The organism is Pediococcus ethanolidurans (assembly GCF_964062635.1).
GTDB classification, from domain to species: Bacteria; Bacillota; Bacilli; order Lactobacillales; family Lactobacillaceae; genus Pediococcus; species Pediococcus ethanolidurans.
Window position 1 is genome coordinate 1,700,877 of the sequence record NZ_OZ061250.1, and the last position, 19,223, is coordinate 1,720,099.

The 19,223-nt window shown below is 36.6% G+C and carries 16 protein-coding genes; 15 read left to right on the forward strand and 1 reads right to left on the reverse strand.

The genetic code is table 11. The features are described 5' to 3' along the window. The first annotated feature begins 103 nt into the window (after window positions 1-103). The 14 genes from rpsU to clpB all read left to right on the forward strand — a co-directional run bounded on the left by rpsU (window position 104) and on the right by clpB (window position 15,376). Complete coding sequence (rpsU, locus tag AB3219_RS08405; RefSeq protein WP_002830340.1) at window positions 104-289, forward strand: 30S ribosomal protein S21; 186 nt, start codon at window positions 104-106, stop codon at window positions 287-289. Between the two features lie 65 nt (window positions 290-354). Continuing rightward, the gene (locus AB3219_RS08410; protein WP_216762705.1) at window positions 355-798 is read left to right on the forward strand and encodes a GatB/YqeY domain-containing protein; all 444 of its coding nucleotides are present in this window, start codon (window positions 355-357) and stop codon (window positions 796-798) included. Between the two features lie 58 nt (window positions 799-856). Beyond that, the gene (locus AB3219_RS08415) at window positions 857-1,825 is read left to right on the forward strand and encodes a PhoH family protein (RefSeq protein WP_216762704.1); all 969 of its coding nucleotides are present in this window, start codon (window positions 857-859) and stop codon (window positions 1,823-1,825) included. 20 nt (window positions 1,826-1,845) lie between these two features. After that, entirely contained in the window at window positions 1,846-2,322 is a 477-nt protein-coding gene (gene ybeY, locus AB3219_RS08420) for an rRNA maturation RNase YbeY (protein ID WP_057806092.1), read from the forward strand. Continuing rightward, window positions 2,306-2,704 carry a diacylglycerol kinase family protein gene (locus AB3219_RS08425; RefSeq protein WP_216762703.1) on the forward strand — a complete coding sequence of 133 codons (399 nt, stop codon included), beginning with the start codon at window positions 2,306-2,308 and terminating at the stop codon, window positions 2,702-2,704. Before ybeY ends, AB3219_RS08425 begins: the two co-directional genes overlap by 17 nt. A 15-nt stretch (window positions 2,705-2,719) precedes the next feature. Further along, window positions 2,720-3,631: a GTPase Era gene (era, locus tag AB3219_RS08430; protein ID WP_057806090.1), complete on the forward strand. Its 912-nt coding sequence runs from the start codon at window positions 2,720-2,722 to the stop codon at window positions 3,629-3,631. A gap of 14 nt (window positions 3,632-3,645) precedes the next feature. Continuing rightward, a complete protein-coding gene (gene recO / locus AB3219_RS08435) occupies window positions 3,646-4,404 on the forward strand; it encodes a DNA repair protein RecO (protein WP_216762702.1) in 759 nt (252 codons plus the stop codon). 269 nt (window positions 4,405-4,673) lie between these two features. Then, window positions 4,674-5,582, forward strand: a complete 909-nt coding sequence (gene glyQ / locus AB3219_RS08440) for a glycine--tRNA ligase subunit alpha (RefSeq protein ID WP_057806087.1) — start codon at window positions 4,674-4,676, stop codon at window positions 5,580-5,582. Continuing rightward, window positions 5,582-7,660 (forward strand): glycine--tRNA ligase subunit beta, encoded by a 2,079-nt coding sequence (gene glyS / locus AB3219_RS08445; RefSeq protein WP_216753978.1) that lies wholly within the window; start codon window positions 5,582-5,584, stop codon window positions 7,658-7,660. The genes glyQ and glyS overlap by 1 nt, the downstream gene beginning before the upstream one ends. Before the next feature lie 420 nt (window positions 7,661-8,080). Beyond that, complete coding sequence (gene dnaG, locus AB3219_RS08450; protein WP_216762700.1) at window positions 8,081-9,910, forward strand: DNA primase; 1,830 nt, start codon at window positions 8,081-8,083, stop codon at window positions 9,908-9,910. Window positions 9,911-9,933: 23 nt separating this feature from the next. Further along, window positions 9,934-11,124 carry an RNA polymerase sigma factor RpoD gene (gene rpoD, locus AB3219_RS08455; RefSeq protein WP_253953551.1) on the forward strand — a complete coding sequence of 397 codons (1,191 nt, stop codon included), beginning with the start codon at window positions 9,934-9,936 and terminating at the stop codon, window positions 11,122-11,124. Window positions 11,125-11,238: 114 nt separating this feature from the next. Then, a complete protein-coding gene (locus tag AB3219_RS08460) occupies window positions 11,239-11,946 on the forward strand; it encodes a class I SAM-dependent methyltransferase (protein ID WP_216753976.1) in 708 nt (235 codons plus the stop codon). Further along, window positions 11,936-12,742 carry a Nif3-like dinuclear metal center hexameric protein gene (locus tag AB3219_RS08465; RefSeq protein ID WP_263749569.1) on the forward strand — a complete coding sequence of 269 codons (807 nt, stop codon included), beginning with the start codon at window positions 11,936-11,938 and terminating at the stop codon, window positions 12,740-12,742. The genes AB3219_RS08460 and AB3219_RS08465 overlap by 11 nt, the downstream gene beginning before the upstream one ends. A 33-nt stretch (window positions 12,743-12,775) precedes the next feature. After that, on the forward strand, window positions 12,776-15,376 hold the full coding sequence (gene clpB / locus AB3219_RS08470; protein ID WP_216753974.1) for an ATP-dependent chaperone ClpB: 2,601 nt from the start codon (window positions 12,776-12,778) through the stop codon (window positions 15,374-15,376). A 46-nt stretch (window positions 15,377-15,422) separates the two neighbouring features. Here clpB and AB3219_RS08475 read toward each other — a convergent pair whose 3' ends face one another. Next, window positions 15,423-15,605, reverse strand: a complete 183-nt coding sequence (locus AB3219_RS08475) for a DUF2929 family protein (RefSeq protein WP_057806077.1) — start codon at window positions 15,603-15,605, stop codon at window positions 15,423-15,425. Between the two features lie 144 nt (window positions 15,606-15,749). On the opposite strand from AB3219_RS08475, the gene dnaE reads away from it, so the two are divergent. After that, window positions 15,750-19,109, forward strand: coding sequence for a DNA polymerase III subunit alpha (dnaE, locus tag AB3219_RS08480; RefSeq protein WP_216762699.1), 3,360 nt, complete (start codon window positions 15,750-15,752; stop codon window positions 19,107-19,109). Window positions 19,110-19,223 lie beyond the last annotated feature (114 nt).

Sequence of the window (19,223 nt, forward strand, 5' to 3'; positions counted from 1 at the left end):
GTTTTGTTGACGTAAAAATCTATGTTATGTATAATAATAAAGAACAGCAGATTTAATTAGATAAGTTTGTCGTTACTTTAGAGCTCGGAGGGAGGGATTCAAAATGTCAAAAACAGTCGTTCGTAAAAACGAGTCACTTGATGACGCTCTTCGCCGCTTTAAACGTACAGTTTCTAAATCAGGTACATTACAAGAATATCGTAAACGGGAATTCTACGAAAAGCCAAGTGTTAAACGCAAGTTAAAATCAGAAGCTGCAAGAAAACGCAAGAACAAGAAACGCTTCTAATTTTTAATGCTCCTGAAAATCAGGAGCTTTTTTTGTATCAAAAACTTTGATAAGGGGATATACTGATGAGCCTAGTACAAACAATTACAGACGATATGAAAACGGCAATGAAAACGCGAGATAAGGATACTTTGAGTGTGATTAGAATGCTTAAAGCTGCCTTAATGAATGAAAAAGTTAAAGTAAACCATGAACTGAGCGATGAAGAAGCACAAACAGTTATTGCACGTGAATATAAGCAACGTAAAGAATCTGTAGACGAATTCAAAAAGGGCAATCGTGATGATCTGGTAAAGGCAACCGAAGCTGAATTAAAGATAGTTGAAAAGTATATGCCACAACAATTAACTAAAGAAGAAATAGAAAAAATTGTTGCAGATACAATTACTTCAGTGGGAGCAACTGGTACATCTGATTTTGGTAAAGTAATGGGTGCCGTAATGCCTAAGGTAAAGGGTAAAGCAGATGGAAAGTTAGTTAATCAAGCTGTAAAGAGTCAGCTTAGTTAATAGATAAGAGTGGTTATGGAAAATAACCATCAAATTAATCAGAAGGAGCAAATGTTACTTGGCTGAACAAAAAACGATTGAAAAAGAATTTTTGTTATCAAACCCAAGCGAAGAAATGTCACTTCTTGGTAATCAAGATAAGTTTGTACAAATTCTTGAAGAAGGGATGAATGTTTCTATCCACCCATTTGGCGAGAAAATCACAATTTCTGGCGAAGCTGAAGCGACAAAACGAACGGTTAATGTGTTTCAAAACCTTTTGTCATTAGTTAAGCAAGGCATTCAACTGAACAGCGCAGACGTTGTCAGTGCGATGAAAATGGCGGATAAGGGAACTTTGAACTATTTTCAAGATATGTACAAGGAAACTTTAATTAAAGACAATAAAGGCAAGGCCGTTCGGGTTAAAAACTATGGTCAAAGACAGTATGTAGATTCTGTGAAACGGAACGATGTTACCTTTGGAATTGGTCCGGCTGGGACAGGTAAAACATACTTAGCTGTTGTTATGGCGGTTGCTGCCTTAAAACGAGGCGAAGTCGATAAATTAATTTTAACTCGACCAGCAGTTGAGGCTGGTGAGAGCCTTGGCTTTTTGCCTGGTGATCTTAAAGAAAAAGTTGATCCTTATCTACGTCCGATCTATGACGCACTTTATCAAATTATTGGGGCCGAACACACCACTCGTTTAATGGATAGAGGCGTTATTGAAATTGCGCCTTTGGCATATATGCGTGGACGAACTCTAGACGATGCTTTTGTTATTCTTGATGAAGCTCAGAACACAACGAGCTCGCAAATGAAGATGTTTTTAACGCGATTAGGTTTTGGTTCTAAGATGATTGTTAATGGAGACGTTACACAAATTGACTTGCCCCATGGTGTTCGAAGTGGGTTAGTTGAAGCACAACGAATTTTACAAAAGGTTCGCCATATTGGTTTTGTTGGATTTGATTCCGAAGATGTTGTGCGTCATCCAGTTGTAGCACAAATTATTAATGCTTATGAAGGACATAAATCAAATTAAAAATGGAGTAGATTTAGATTATGGATATTCAAATTTATGATCATACAAAAGAAGAGCCCAAGACAAATCTTGAATTAGTTCAAAAAGTCCTAGAATTTGCTGGTGATTACCTTAAACTAGCAGCAAATACTGAAATGTCGGTCACATTAATGCATAATGATGAAATTCATGAAATTAATAAAACCTATCGACAGGTAGATCGGGCAACCGATGTGATCAGTTTTGCAATTGAAGACGATTCGGATGAAGATCCAATCATTTTGGATGATGAGTTAGCGGAAGAAATCACACCGAATATTGGTGATCTTATGATTTCCGTTGATAAAGTTAAGGAACAAGCTGAATATTTGGGCCATTCCTATCAACGGGAATTAGGTTTCCTTTGTGTACATGGTTTTTTACATTTAAATGGTTACGATCATATGAAACCCGAAGACCAGAAGGTTATGTTCCCTCTTCAGAAAGAAATTTTAAATGCTTATGGCCTTAAAAGATAAAAAACAAACCGAAAAAAATCATACATTTAGTCAGTCTTTTGTGCATGCTTACAACGGATTAATTCGCGTTTTTCACGAAGAACGAAACATGCGAATTCATAGTGCTTTGGCAATCATTGTGATTGTGTTTGCTTGGATTCTACATTTAACAAATGAAGAATGGTACTGGATCATTGCTTGCATTGGATTGATGTTTGTGACGGAAACTTTGAACACCGTTGCTGAAAACTTAGTAGATTTAGTGACTGAAAAGACTTATAGTGAGTTAGGCAAACACATTAAGGACATGGCTGCTGGAGCAGTTTTGATTGCGGCTTTCTTTTCGGGAACTATTGGATTATGTATTTTTGTTCCCAAAATTTGGATGCTTTTAGTCCATTAGAATAGGAGAAATACTTTGGTAAGTTCAAACAAAAAGTTTCATTCAGGATTTGTGGCAATTGTTGGCCGCCCCAACGTGGGTAAATCAACGTTTATGAATTATGTTATTGGTCAAAAAATTGCCATTATGAGTAACGTACCACAAACAACACGTAATAAGATTCAGGGTATTTATACGACTGACAAAGAACAAATTATTTTCATCGATACACCAGGAATTCATAAAGCACATAATAAGCTTGGCGACTTTATGGTGCAGTCTTCATTATCAACACTAAACGAAGTGGATGCAGTCATGTTCATGATTAGTGCTAATGAAGAACGTGGTGCCGGTGATGATTTCATTATTGAACGCTTGAAACAGATAAAAAAGCCTGTTTACTTGATCATCAATAAAATTGATCTCATCAATCCCAATAAATTGCTTGAAATTATGGATAATTACAAGGATGCACTGAATTGGAAAGAAGTAATTCCAATTTCGGCTACACAAGGTAATAATGTTTCAGAATTGATTGATACGCTGGCAGCCGAATTGCCCGAGGGACCAAAGTACTATCCAGACGATCAAGTAACTGATCATCCAGAACGTTTTATTGTGGCCGAATTAATTCGGGAAAAGGTTTTGATGCTGACTAGACAGGAAGTTCCACATTCTGTTGCAGTTGTTATTGAAAGTCTGAAACGACAAGATAAACGCAAAATTCATATTCAAGCAACTATCATTGTTGATCGACCAACACAAAAGGGCATCATTATTGGTCATGGTGGCCAAATGCTTAAAAAAATTGGTACTTTGGCACGTGAAGATATTGAACGTCTTTTGGGTGATAAAGTTTACCTTGAGCTTTGGGTAAAGGTTTCAGAAGGTTGGCGAGATAAACAATCACTCTTGCAGTCATATGGCTATCGAAAAGATAATTATTAATAAGGAAATTCTTAATGGCAGTACAAACTACAGCTCAATTTGAAGGAATTGTCATGTTTCGTAAAGATTATCGAGAACGTGACCAATTAGTAAAATTTTTCACGCGTGAATTTGGGAAAAAAATGTTCTATATCCGCGGAGCAAGAAAAAGAGGGTTTAAATTGGCAGCCGCTATTCTTCCCTTTACCAGAGGAACTTATGTGGGCTTAATTAGAGAAAATGGCCTTTGCTATTTAAATGCAGAAAAAAAATTAATTCAATTTGAACAAATTAATCAAGATATTGAGCGCAATGCGTATATTACCTATATTTTGAATTTAATTGATTCAGCTTTTGCTGATAATCAGTCAATTCCTGTGTGGTTTGATATGGCGGCAAACTCCTTAACGATGATTAATGAAGGATTTGATCCTGAAATTATTAGTCATATTTTCGAGCTTCAATTGTTGCCGGTTTTTGGGGTTCAGCAAGAATGGCGGCAATGCGTTATTTGTCAGCGAAACGATCTGCCACTAGATTATTCTGAATCTTCTGGGGGTATGCTCTGCCAAAATCATTGGCATCTTGACCCACAACGTTCACATCTTGATCGCAGAACTATCTTTTATTTACAGAGATTAAGTTCTATTCAACTTCAAAAAATTCGATCAATTAAAGTTCGAAACGAAACCAAGATAAGGTTAAAAACTTTAATTGACACAATTTATCAAGACGAGGTTGGTTTGAGCCTAAAGAGTAAACATTTTATTGATACGATGGATTCTTGGAATTGAGGCGTTCAAAGATTGACTTTAATCTAAAATTATCCTAGTATAGAGAAGAATTTAATACTGAACAATGATGAAAAGAATTTTTTAAATGAACTTGCAGAGAGCTTAGGATGGTGAAACTAAGTAGTGTGTTTAAAAAATTGGCGTTTCGGAGTTCGCAAATTAAGCTGCTGACTTTTGTCAGAAGTAGGGTGGAACCGCGAATAAATCGTCCCTACGTAGATTATTTCTGCGTAGGTTTTTTTGTGTTCAAAATAAAAAGGAGACACATAATGGTAAATAAATTAGCTGTTCAAGATATTATTCTGACTCTACAACATTATTGGTCGGATCAAGGCTGTATGTTAATGGAGGCGTATGATACTGAAAAAGGAGCAGGAACCATGAGCCCTTATACATTCTTAAGAGCTATCGGGCCAGAACCTTGGAACGCAGCATATGTAGAACCTTCTCGACGTCCTGCAGATGGTCGTTATGGTGAAAATCCTAATCGTCTTTATCAACATCATCAGTTTCAGGTAATTATGAAACCATCACCTGAAAACATTCAAGAACTCTATTTAGGCAGTTTAAAAGCTTTAGGAATTGAACCCCTTGAACATGACATTCGCTTTGTTGAGGATAACTGGGAAAATCCTTCAATGGGGTGTGCCGGTGTTGGTTGGGAAGTCTGGCTTGATGGTATGGAAGTTACACAATTTACTTATTTTCAACAAGTTGGTGGGTTGGAAGTTTCACCTGTAACTAGCGAAGTAACTTATGGATTGGAACGCTTGGCTTCATACATTCAAAATGTGGACTCTGTTTTTGATCTGGAATGGGGTCATGGTGTAAAATACGGTGAAATTTTCAAAGAACCTGAGTACGAACACTCAAAATATTCTTTTGAAGAAAGTAATCAAGAGATGTTATTACAATTATTTGATGATTATGAACGTGAAGCCAAGGCACAAATTAAAAATGGTTTGGTGCATCCTGCCTATGATTATATTTTAAAGTGTAGTCATACATTTAATTTATTGGATGCTCGTGGAGCGGTTTCTGTTACAGAACGTGCAGGTTACTTATCTCGAATTCGGAACATGGCAAAATCAGTTGCTAAGGCTTTTGTTCAGGAACGTGAAGCACTTGGTTTTCCACTTTTAAAGAATTCAGATCATCAAAAGGAGGCCCAAAAATAATGGCACATTCTTATTTACTCGAAATTGGCTTGGAAGAAATTCCCGCTCATGTAGTAACACCAAGTATTGAACAATTGAAAAAACGGGTGACCGACTTCTTAAACGAAGAAAGAATTGAATTTACGGCTATTAAACCTTTCTCTACACCACGACGTTTGACTATTTTGATTACTGGATTAGCAGATCGGCAAGCAGATGAGGAACAAGAAGTTAAGGGACCTGCCAAAAAAATTGCATTGGATAAAGAGGGCAATTGGTCAAAAGCTGCAATTGGTTTTACCAGAGGTCAAGGTGTAACCACTGATGACATTACCTTTAAAGAACTCAAGGGTACGGAGTATGTTTATGTCACTAAAAAAACAGTGGGTCAGTCTGTTACAGATGTTTTACCAAAAATAAAAAATGTTGTTGAAAAAATGACTTTTCCAACGATGATGAAATGGGCTAATTATAGTTTTAAATATATTCGTCCCATTCGCTGGATTGTCTCTCTTTTAGATGATCAAGTAATTCCTTTTTCTATTTTGGATGTAACGGCAAGCAACATTTCTCAAGGTCACCGTTTTCTTGGTAAACCCATCACAATTAATAATGCCCAAGATTACGAAAAACAACTGAAATCCGTGTTTGTTCTTGCGGATGCAACGAAACGCAAACAACTTATCAAAGATCAGATCAATAAAATTGCCGCTGATCAAAATTGGAATATCGAAGTTGATGCTGATTTGCTTGAAGAAGTTAATAATTTGGTTGAATGGCCAACTGCCTTTGCAGGTCATTTTGATGAAAAATATCTTGAAATTCCTGAAGAAGTTTTAATAACTTCTATGCGCGACCATCAACGCTTCTTTTATGCACGAAATAAAGCGGGCCAACTTTTACCTAATTTTATTTCAGTACGTAACGGTAACAAAGACCATTTGGAAAATGTTATTCGTGGGAACGAAAAAGTTTTAACTGCCCGATTAGAAGATGCCGCCTTCTTCTATCATGAAGATCAAAAACATAGTATTGATTACTATGTTGAAAAACTTAAGAAAGTTAGTTTTCACGATAAAATTGGCTCAATGTATGAAAAAATGCAACGAGTTCAAATTATTGCCCAAGAACTTGGCAAGTATGTTGGTTTAACTGAACAAGAGCTTGCTGATGTCAAACGAGCTAGTGAAATTTATAAGTTTGATCTTGTCACAGGTATGGTTGGCGAATTTCCTGAACTTCAAGGGGTAATGGGTGAAAAATATGCCTTGCTTGAAAATGAGCATCCCGCAGTAGCTACTGCTATTCGGGAACATTATATGCCGGTTAGTGCAGATGGTGCATTACCAGCAACTAAAGTGGGGGCTGTTTTAGCAATTGCCGATAAATTTGACGATATTGGTAGCTTTTTTGCCGTTGATTTAATCCCAACCGGTTCAAACGATCCATATGCTTTACGCCGACAGGCTTTAGGAATTGTTCGAATTACGCGCGATCAAAATTGGCATTTTCCAATGCAAAGTTTGCAAAAACAGTTTTTACAAGATTTGCATGATCAAAAGGCAACCTTCGATCTAGACTTTACTCATCATGCTACTGATGTTCGTGATTTTATGAAGGATCGTGTACGACAATGGTTTTCAAATAAAAACGCACGTTATGACATCGTGGAAGCTGTTACTAAAGGTTCCAATTCCGATATTTTAAACATGCTAGACGCGGCTAAAGTTCTAGAAACACACAAGAATGATACAGACTTTAAAGAGAATATTGAAGCTTTAACTCGTGTTTTACGAATTTCGGATAAAGCTGACCTTTCAAGTCAGAATTTAATCGTTGATCCTTCATTATTTGAAAATGAATCTGAAAAACAATTGTTTGATGCCGTTGAAACAGTCCGCAAAATGGCTAGTGATCGTACCTTAAACGAGAATTTTCAAGCTTTACAATCACTCCGTCCTTTGATTGAAGCATATTTTGATCAAACGATGATTATGGTTGATGACAAAGCAGTTCGCGAGAATCGTTTGAAACAACTCACAATTTTGGCAAGATTGATTTTCTCTATCGGTAATTTAAATGAATTGATTGTTAAATAGTTATAGCTTCTATCTAAAGGTTGAAAGTACAAAAATCACTTCAATAACTGGTGTTAAACCACTTGACCACCGAAAAATAGTTTGGCTGCCGTCCTACGACTCACCTGGTCTGGAAAACGGCATTTAAATCTAATTTTGTTATCATAAACACTTTTGTATCAGGTAATGAGATGCGTTTTTGAGCTTTCAACCTTTAGTCTCTATGAATAATCTTCGTCTACAGGTATGTTTATTAGTGTAAATGAAGATTATTTTTATTATTAATTACGTCATTAGTGTGCCTAATTATTTTAGTCTAGTGATTGTAATTAATAGCAATGAACTAAATCGTTTTAATTGCTTTTTATGTGCCAGGGCGGTATTATTTGATATGTGTTGATATCGTGGCTTAGTGTATACTTGGGAGGAGGAAATCGTTTTTTGGCTAAGGCAATTCCAGAAGATCTTATTGATCAAATTCGAACCTCTGTTAACATTGTTGATGTGATTGGTCAGTACGTTCAACTAAAGAAGCAAGGAAAGAACTTTTTTGGCCTTTGTCCGTTTCACGAAGAAAAAACGGCATCATTTTCGGTTTCTGAATCAAAGCAAATTTTTCATTGTTTTAGTTGTGGACGAGGTGGCAATGTTTTTAAATTCTTGATGGAACTTAACCACATTGAATTTCCAGCAGCAGTTAAACAAATTGCAGATTTTGCGAGCATCAAAATTCCAACTGAATATTCAGAAACTAATTCTGGCGCGACTCAAAATAGTGAACAAGGTCAACTAATTAAGCTTTATGATCAAGCAGCAAAACTTTATACACACGTTTTATTAAATACAGAAATGGGACAACAAGCCTTAGATTACTTACATGGACGCGGATTAACCGATGAAATCATTACAAAATTTCAGCTGGGCTTTGCTCCAGGTGAACAATTACTAAAAGAATTTTTTGATGAAAAAAAGTTAGATTATCAATTATTACGTCAATCAGGTTTGTTTATAGAGGATCAACAGGGCAATTTACGGGATCGTTTTAGGGGCCGTGTAATGTATGCAATCAAGAATCCTCAAGGTCATGTAATTGCGTTTTCTGGTCGAATTTTAAATAAAGCTGATTCACAAGCAAAATATATTAATAGTCCTGAAACTAAAATTTTTAGTAAAGGCGACGTTCTGTATAACTTTGATATTGCCAGATCTGCTATCCGTAAAGAAAAGCGTGCAATCTTATTTGAAGGATTTATGGATGTTATTGCTGCATATCAATCAGGCATTGTCAATGGAATTGCTTCCATGGGAACTAGTTTTACTAATGATCAAATTTATTTATTGCAACGAACAACAACACAACTAGATATATGTTACGACGGCGATGATCCTGGGCAGGCTGCAATCAATCGTGCTTTAGAGGCTTTTGGTCAAAATAGTCGATTGAAATTAAGCGTAATTGAAATTCCTGACAAACTGGATCCAGATGAGTATGTCCGTCAACATGGATTTGAACAATTTAAAGAGATTGTTCAGTCAGCACGCTTAACACCAACTGCATTTAAATTAGTTTATTTGAAACGAGATTTTAATTTAAATAATGAGGCGGACCAAGTAACTTACATCGAACTAGCTCTAAATGAAATTAGTCATCTTGGCTCTACAGTGGAACAAGACTTATATTTGAATCAATTGTCAAAAGATTTTGGTGTACAAACACGGGATTTAGCCCAACAACTGCGACAAATTCGTTCACAGCAAAGTATTACTAATCATCAGCAACAGGCCACACAAAATCCACCACAAACAATTAGTCGAGAATATCACCGACAACAAGTAAAGCTTGGAAAAGTGGAAATTGCTGAAGAACGATTATTAAATTATTTACTTTATGATCATAATGTTTGGCTAAAGCTTACCGGACTACCAGATTTTCATTTTGTGCATGAGAAATATCAAACAATTTATATGCTAGCATCTGGATATTTTGAAAATCATGATTCTTATGATTCAGCCGCTTTTATGGACTTTGTTCATGATAATGAACTCCAAAATGTCATTGCAGAACTGGATTTGCAAGATTTAGATGATGAGAATATTGATCAGGCTGTTAATGATTATGTAAAAGTGATTATGGCAGAAGCCCCGCTTAGCCAACAAATCGCTTCTAAAACGAAATCGTTGAATGAAGCTAAAAAAATGGGTAATACCGAATTACAGCAAAAATTAGCAATAGAACTAATTGATTTGTATCGTCAACGCCAAGGTGCTTAACACGTTCATGGGAGGATTTAACTATGGCAAAAAAAACTACAAGTAAAACAACAATTACAAAAAAAACAACTAGAAAAGCAACAACCAAAAAGGCAGTATCAGCAAAAAGTCCAGATAATGTGTTTAATACTAAGGCTTACAAAAAAGAAGTCAACGCACTAATTAAAGCAAATAAGACCGGCAAACAACTTAAATATGATGAACTTTCGGATAAGATTGCAATTCCTTTTAAATTGGATGCTCGTCAAATTGACGATCTCATTCAAAAGGTTGAAGATGCTGGAATTAGTGTTGTGGACGAAAATGGTGATCCAAGTACTCGTGCTTTAAAAGCCCAAAAAATTAGCAAAAAAGAATTAGATGATACCAAGGCACCTGCAGGCGTTAAAATTAACGATCCTGTCCGCATGTACTTAAAAGAGATTGGTCGGGTACCGTTGTTAACTGCTAAACAAGAAGTTGAACTTGCTTTAAGAATCGAAAAAGGTGAAGAAAGTGCTAAGCAAGAACTAGCAGAGGCCAATTTACGACTCGTTGTTTCGATTGCTAAGCGTTATGTCGGTCGTGGCATGCAATTTCTTGATCTGATTCAAGAAGGAAACATGGGACTTATGAAAGCCGTTGAGAAATTTGATTACCGAAAGGGATTCAAATTTTCAACCTATGCAACTTGGTGGATTCGGCAAGCAATTACCCGTGCAATTGCTGATCAAGCACGAACTATCCGAATTCCTGTCCATATGGTTGAAACCATTAATAAATTGATTCGTATTCAACGACAATTGCTTCAAGACCTTGGCCGTGAACCAACACCTGAAGAAATTGGTGCTGAAATGGATATGCCAACTGAAAAAGTCCGTGAGATCCTTAAAATTGCTCAAGAGCCAGTCTCCTTGGAAACTCCAATAGGCGAGGAAAACGACTCTCACTTGGGTGATTTCATTGAGGATCAGGATGCAACAAGTCCTGCTGATCATGCTGCCTACGAATTACTGAAGGAACAATTAGAAGGTGTTCTTGACACGTTAACAGATCGAGAAGAAAATGTTCTGCGTCTTCGCTTTGGCCTAGATGACGGGCGTACACGCACTTTGGAAGAGGTTGGTAAAGTCTTCGGAGTGACCCGTGAACGGATTCGTCAAATTGAAGCCAAGGCATTAAGAAAGTTACGTCATCCTTCAAGATCCAAACAACTAAAAGATTTCTTAGAATAGCGCATTTAAATTATAGAATCTAAAGTAAAGTTACGCATTTTACTTTAGATTCTATTTTTTTAGCGCAATATCTACTCGTGATATAATAAATTTAAAAAGAGAAAAGAGTTTTTTATGAATGCAGATAAATTGTCTACACGACTTCAAACAGTTGCAAACTTCGTTGACCCGGGAGCACGAATTGCTGATATTGGTTCTGATCACGCGTACTTACCGGTACATTTAGCAAAAAAAGATTTAATTGAATTTGCAATTGCGGGAGAAGTTGTCAAAGGTCCCCATGAAAATGCCACTACTGAAATCAGCGAACAAGGACTTCGAAATTTAATTGATTCGCGCCTTGGCGACGGACTGGCTGTTATCAGACCAGACGACCATATTGATACCGTTGTGATTGCTGGGATGGGTGGTACATTAATTGCCCAAATTCTGGAAACAGGTAAACAAAAACTTGATAATGTGACAACATTGATTTTACAACCGAACGTTGGTGAAAATCGTGTACGTAACTGGTTAATGACTAATCACTATATCATTACCGAGGAACAAATCTTAAAAGAAGATCATCATATTTATGAAATTATTGTAGCTAAAAAAACGAATAAAACTTTTTCTTATTCAAAGAAACAACTTCTCTTTGGACCAGAACTTTTAAACAAATTACCCAACCCCATTTTTAAGGAAAAATGGGAGGCTGAGTTAGCCCGCGAACGTATCGCCGTTTATCAAATGGAACAGGCTAAGCAGATTCCTCAAGAACGTATAAATAAACTGAACTTGAAAACTAGTTTGATTAAAGAGGTATTACACATTGAAGATTAGAAACTTTGTTAACAAATTAGAAAAATTTGCGCCTCAAAAATTAGCTGAACCAGGAGATCCGGTTGGTCTTCAAATTGGTAATTTAGACGCTGAGTTTACTAAAATACTTGTGACTTTGGATGTCCGACCAGAGGTGGTTGCCGAAGCTATTGCCAATCACTGTGAACTAATCATTGCGCATCATCCCGTAATGTTTCATTCGGCACATAATCTAGATCTAGCAAATCCACAGAATCAAATGTATGCGCAAATTATTAAACATAATATTACGGTCTATGCGGCTCATTCAAACCTTGATGCTGCTGATAATGGTATGAATGATTGGCTAGCCGAGAAAATTGGCCTCCTTAATACCCAACGTCTATTAAATGGTTACATTGATGAAAATGGCCACCAGTACGGTATGGGTCGAATTGGAAACTTAGCCACAAAAATCTCTGTTTTAAACTTTGCAAAAGAAATTAAATCTATTTTTAAATTACAAGGTTTGCGACTTGTTTCTTCGAATCCCGAAAAATTAATTTCACGAGTTGCTGTTCTTGGTGGTGATGGTGGTAAATTTTATCGGCAGGTTCTGAGCAAAGGTGCAGAAATTTTTGTAACTGGTGATGTATACTATCACACAGGTCATGATATGTTAACCAATGGTTTAAACGTTGTTGACCCAGGACATAATATTGAAAAAATTTGTATTCCAAAATTGACAGCCTTATTTCGTACGTGGAATATCGTGCAAACTAATCATATTGAAATTGTGGAATCGAAAGTAAACACAAATCCATTTACTTTTATATAACCTGAAGCTGTTAGTAAAAAGGAGGAATTTTGTTTGAATCCAGATAATCTTACAAATGCAGTTCAAGAAGCTCTTGCTGAAGCTCAAAAGGTTGCAATTAATCGTAAACATCAAGCAATTGGTATTCCCGAATTATTTAAGTTTCTTGCACAACCGGACCAAATGGCAGGGACACTACTCGGAGAACAAGGATTAGCTAATCAGGATTTACAAGCAGAAATTGACCGTGAACTTGATGAGGTTTCAGTAGTTGAGGGAGATAACATTCAGTACGGACAAACCTTAAGCAATAATTTGTTCAAACTTTTTCAGAAAGCTGAACAATTAAGTAAACAGCTTGGTGACGAATATATTGCCTCAGAAATCGTGGTACAATCGTTACTTCAAATAGATGATCCGCTTGCCACGTTTATCAAGAAAAATGGCGTCACATCAGCAGAATTATCCAAACAAATTAAAAAAATGAGGGGAGGAGAGCACGTGACTTCTAAAGATCAAGAAACACAATATAAAGCATTAGAAAAATATGGCGTTGATATGGTGAAATTAGTTCATGCTGGGCATCAGGATCCAATTATTGGCCGTGATGAGGAAATCATGGACGTTATTCGTATTTTGTCTCGAAAAACTAAAAATAATCCAGTTTTAATAGGTGAACCTGGTGTTGGAAAAACAGCCATTGTTGAGGGGCTGGCACAGCGTATTGCACGTAAAGATGTTCCAGATAATTTAAAGGATAAAACTATTTTTTCACTAGATATGGGATCACTTATTGCTGGAGCAAAGTACCGGGGTGAATTTGAAGAGCGTTTAAAAGCCGTTTTAAAGGCAGTGAAGAAATCTGACGGCAAGATTATTTTGTTTATTGACGAAATTCATAATATCGTTGGTGCTGGTAAAACGGAAGGTAGCATGGATGCAGGAAATCTGTTAAAACCAATGCTAGCAAGAGGAGAACTACATCTGATCGGTGCAACTACGTTAGATGAATATCGTGAATATATGGAAAAGGACAAGGCCCTAGAACGGCGTTTCCAACGTGTTTTAGTCAATGAACCATCCATTGAAGACACCATCAGTATTTTGCGAGGGTTAAAAGAAAGCTTTGAAATTCATCATGGTGTAAAAATACATGATAATGCGATCGTGGCAGCAGCCAATTTATCCAATCGCTATATTACAGACCGTTATTTACCTGATAAAGCCATTGATCTTATTGATGAAGCATCGGCAACAATTCGCGTTGAAATGAACTCAAGTCCTACTGAGCTTGATCAAACCAATCGACAACTGATGAGGATGGAAGTCGAAGAAACGGCTCTTAAGAATGAAACCGATGCAGCTTCAAAAAAGCGATTAACTGAATTAAAATCCGAATTAGCTAATACGAGAGAAAAGAAAAATAGTCTTCAAAAACAGTGGGAATCAGAAAAAAAGGCTATTCAAACTGTTAACAATAAACGAACAGAGCTTGATGATGCAAAACATAAATTAGAAGAAGCTGAAAATAATTATGATTTAGAACAAGCAGCAAAACTTCAACATGGTGTTATTCCAAAATTGCAGGACGAACTAACAGCTTTGCAGACCCAAGAGCAAAAAGATTCTGATCACTGGCTGGTTGAACAGTCTGTGACTGAAAACGAAATTGCTAATGTAGTTAGCAAAATGACTGGAATTCCTGTAAATAAATTGGTTAAAGGTGAACGTGAAAAACTATTGCATTTGGCCGATAGCCTGCATGAACGTGTAATTGGTCAAAATGAAGCTGTTGATGCCGTTGCAGACGCAGTTTTGCGGTCTAGAGCTGGCTTGCAGGATCCTAATCGTCCCTTAGGCTCATTCATGTTTTTAGGACCAACAGGTGTCGGAAAAACAGAATTAGCTAAGGCACTTGCAGAGAACCTTTTCGATTCAGAACAGCATATGGTTCGAATTGATATGTCTGAATATATGGAAAAGGAATCCGTTTCACGTTTAGTTGGTGCTGCACCAGGCTATATTGGTTATGAAGAAGGTGGCCAATTAACTGAGGCTGTCCGTCGAAATCCCTATACAATTGTTCTTTTTGATGAAATTGAAAAGGCACATCCGGACGTATTTAATATCTTATTACAGGTTTTAGACGATGGTCGTTTGACTGATGGACAAGGGCGGACTGTAGATTTTAAAAATACCATTTTAATCATGACTTCAAATCTTGGTTCTGATATTCTTCTCCACGGAGTTGATGAAAAGGGTGAAATTTCAGATTCAGCTAAACAAGCTGTGCGGCAACTTACCCAAACTAAATTCAAACCAGAGTTTTTGAATCGAATTGATGACATAATTATGTTTGCACCACTGAATTTAAAGGATATTGAAAAAATTGTTGGCAAGTTAGTTGATCAATTGTCGACTAGATTAGCCGATCAAGACATTCAACTTCAAATTTCATCATCCGCTAAAGAATGGATTGCCAAACAAGGATATGATCCTGCTTATGGTGCACGACCTCTTCGTCGGTATATTTCAACAGAGATAGAAACACCGTTAGCTAAAGAAATCATCTCTCAGCGTATTAAACCTCATACAAGTGTTAGCATTGAACTTGTTTCAAATCATTTGGTTTTCGAAAATAATTCATTGAAATAAAAAAGAAAAAAACAAAGATGAAAAATCATCTTTGCTTTTTTTAAAACTATTTTTTAACCGAATCACTGCTAGACAGTAAGCTAATACCATTTGAAGCAATCAAGGCTGCAACTGCAGCAACAATCCCAATGGTTAAGGGCTTGTAGGTCATGACTTCTAGGGCACCCCCGACGGCTCCAATAACTTCACCAAAAATAAATGACCAGAATATAATAACAACTTGTTTCATTTTACAGGACACCTCGCAATCAGAAATAGTTTAGCACAATTTCACCAAAAATCAACTCACTTGAAATGTCATTAGTTCCTTAACGGTGATATTTTTGTATAATGGGAGTAGTTGAAAACAAGTTGAGACAAGGGAGGTAAAATTATGGTTTTTGTTCCATTACAGGTCACAAGTAGCTATAGCTTATTACAAAGTACGACGAGAATTAGTGAACTAGCAAAAGTGGCCAAACAAAGAGGCTTCTCTTCACTGGCTTTAACTGACAATAATATTATGTATGGGTTGGTAGACTTTTATAATGCCTGTCGAAAAGAAGGGCTCAAACCAATTCTCGGATTAAAACTAGATTTATTTGGAGCTCTTGATTCTACCAACCGATTTCCTGTCATCTTTTTAGCAAAAGATCAAATAGGTTATCAACATCTTATGAAAATTAGTACTGCCAAAAACACTCAAACTGAAGAAACAGATATTTTCTATTCACAAATTACTGAGTTTATGGCTCATCTTTACATCATTTTTCCAGCCAGTAATTCTGAACTAGTCACGTTAGTTGAACGTGGTGATTCACAATCTGCGCAAAAACTACTGAATCAAATTCAGACCGTGGCCGATGCAAAAAGTGTTTTGATCGGTGTCAATACACAGCAGTCTTCTGTTTTACAAAATACTTTGCAACAATTGGCTAAAACAACTAAAACGGCAGTTATTGCGTTGCCAGAAGTAAACTATTTAAATGCAACGGATCACTTTGCAACACAGGTATTACGGGACATTGACAAGGGTGAAACCATTCGCAACCCGGAACAATTTGAAGACTATCAAGGTAATAATTGGTTACGGCCGGCAGCCGACTATGAAGAAATTTATCGGAAAAATGACTTAACAGCATCGATGGATCTAACTGCAACGATTGCTGCAAACTGTAACGTAACCTTAAATTTCAAAAAACCGGAATTACCGGAGTTTACTGTTCCCGACGGATTTGATTCCAAAACCTATCTTCAAAAATTAACCAAAAATGGATTGGCAACTAGACTTAGCAATAAAAAAGCTGATATCACAGCTTATCAAAAACGATTAACCCACGAATTGACGGTTATTGATCAAATGGGGTTTGATGATTACTTTTTAATTGTGTGGGATGTGATGAATTTTGCTCACCATCATGACATTACTACTGGCCCAGGACGGGGTTCTGCCGCCGGATCACTGGTTGCTTATTGTTTACAAATTACGGATGTGGATCCCTTAGAATACGATCTTTTGTTTGAACGATTTTTAAATCCAGAACGTGCTCAGATGCCTGATATTGATCTAGATATTCCTGACAATAAACGCGACGAAGTTTTACAATATGTTCATGATAAATATGGTCATTCACATGTTTCTCAAATCATTACATTTGGAACATTGGCAGCTAAACAGGCGCTTCGTGATGTTGGTCGTGTTTTTGGAATGGCACCTTATGAAATCAATCAACTGAGTAAACTGGTTCCCAATGTTTTAAAAATCACTTTACGCGAAGCAGTTGAACAATCACAAAAATTAGAAAATTGGTTAGCCGACAGTTCAAAAAATAAACTACTTTATACAATTGCACAACAAATTGAGGGACTGCCCCGCCATTATTCAACGCACGCTGCAGGAGTTGTTTTAAGTGCTCAAAATTTGAGTGATGTCGTTCCACTACAAAAGGGCAGTGATGAGCTTTTACTTACCCAGTATCCAAAAGATACCGTTGAAGCACTTGGCCTTTTAAAAATGGACTTTCTTGGCCTCCGTAACTTAAGCATTATGGCTAATGCAGTTCGAATTATTACCAAAACAAAAAATCCACAGTTTAAGATTTCAGATGTTACGTTAAATGATCAAAAGACCTTAAGACTTTTTCAAAACGCTGATACAACGGGAGTTTTTCAGTTTGAATCAGCTGGTATTCGCAATGTTTTGCGTCAATTACATCCAGAAACATTCGAACTAGTCGCCGCTGTTGATGCCCTGTACCGCCCTGGTCCTATGGAGAATATTGAAACTTTCATTAAACGAAAAAAGGGTAAAGAACTTGTTCAGTATCCCGATTCAAGTCTCGAGCCAATTTTAAAAAGCACTTTCGGTATTCTAGTCTATCAGGAACAAGTTATGCGTGTTGCTTCGGTTATGGGCGGCTTTTCACTTGGAGAGGCCGATTTATTGAGACGAGCAATGAGTAAGAAAAAACGCGCTGTAATTGATGAAATGAAGACCAAATTCATTGCTGGAGCCTTAAAGCGGGGATACACACAGCAGACAGCCAAGCAAGTTTATGATTATATCGAACGTTTCGCAAACTATGGTTTTAATAAATCACATGCCGTTGCCTATTCCAAAATGGCCTTTGAATTAGCCTATTTAAAGGCACATTATCCAGGCGCATTTTTTGCAGCTTTAATGAACTCGGTTATTAATAACCCTAGTAAAATTAAGCTTTATTTATCTGAAGCAAAACAACATGAAGTTAAAGTTTCAGCCCCTGATATTAATGAAAGTCAATCGACCTTCATCTTAAAGAACGATCAAATCATTTTTGGATTGTCTTGCATTAAGGGCGTACGACGAGATTTCATTTCTGATATACTAACCGAACGAAAAAAGAATGGTAAATTTATCGATTTGCAAGCTTTTCTTCAGCGAATTCCGGTTAAATGGCTCAAACAAGATTTGATGGAAGCTTTAATATATGCGGGATCATTTGATTCATTTGGTTATAATCGGGCTGAACTTTTAAACGTTTTGCCTGATTTATTAAATGGGGTTGCCTTAAGTGGTAGCAGCATGAGCCTTTTTGAAAAATTAACACCAAAAATTTCAAAGACTTCAGACCTGCCACTAGATATAAAACTACAAAAAGAAAATGAATTTTTAGGAGCTTATCTTTCTGGTCATCCGGTTGAACAATTTTCGTTTCTGCGTAAGCAATTTAATATTACAGATGTCCTTAACTTAAGTGTTAATCAATCCGTCACTTGTTTACTTTACATTAATAAGATCAGAATAATTCGAACCAAAAAGGGTGAACAAATGGCTTTTGTAACGGGAAGTGATCTCACCGGTGAAATTGACATAACAGTGTTTCCGAACCAGTACCAAACTTCTGCAAGGATTTTAGAAAAAGGGAAAGTTATTTTAATTCAAGGTAAAGTTGACGAACGTAACGGCCTACAAGTTATTGCAAATCGCATTCAGCTTGCCGAACAAATTAAGGTACTCTCTGCTGTTTCCAATCAACGTTGGGTGCTCCGCATTTTAGAGGAAACACCGGCTATACAAACACAACTTCAACAAGTTTTGCGAACCAATCCAGGAACTATTCCTGTTTTGTTATTTTATCCACAAACGGATAAAAAAGTTTTACTGGAAAAGCAGTTTTGGACAACTAATTCTGATAAAACTAATTCAGCGCTTACAAACCTGTTGGGTAAAGGAAACGTAGTGCTACAATCCATGAAAAATACCGGTATCTAGGGATTTGTTAGTGATCTTTTTTATCGTTAGTGTAAGGTTTTCCTAGATGGTCAATAAAATTCTAGGAATATTCATTTTGAGTTGAATATATAGAAAAAGACCTGTAGCCTTTTA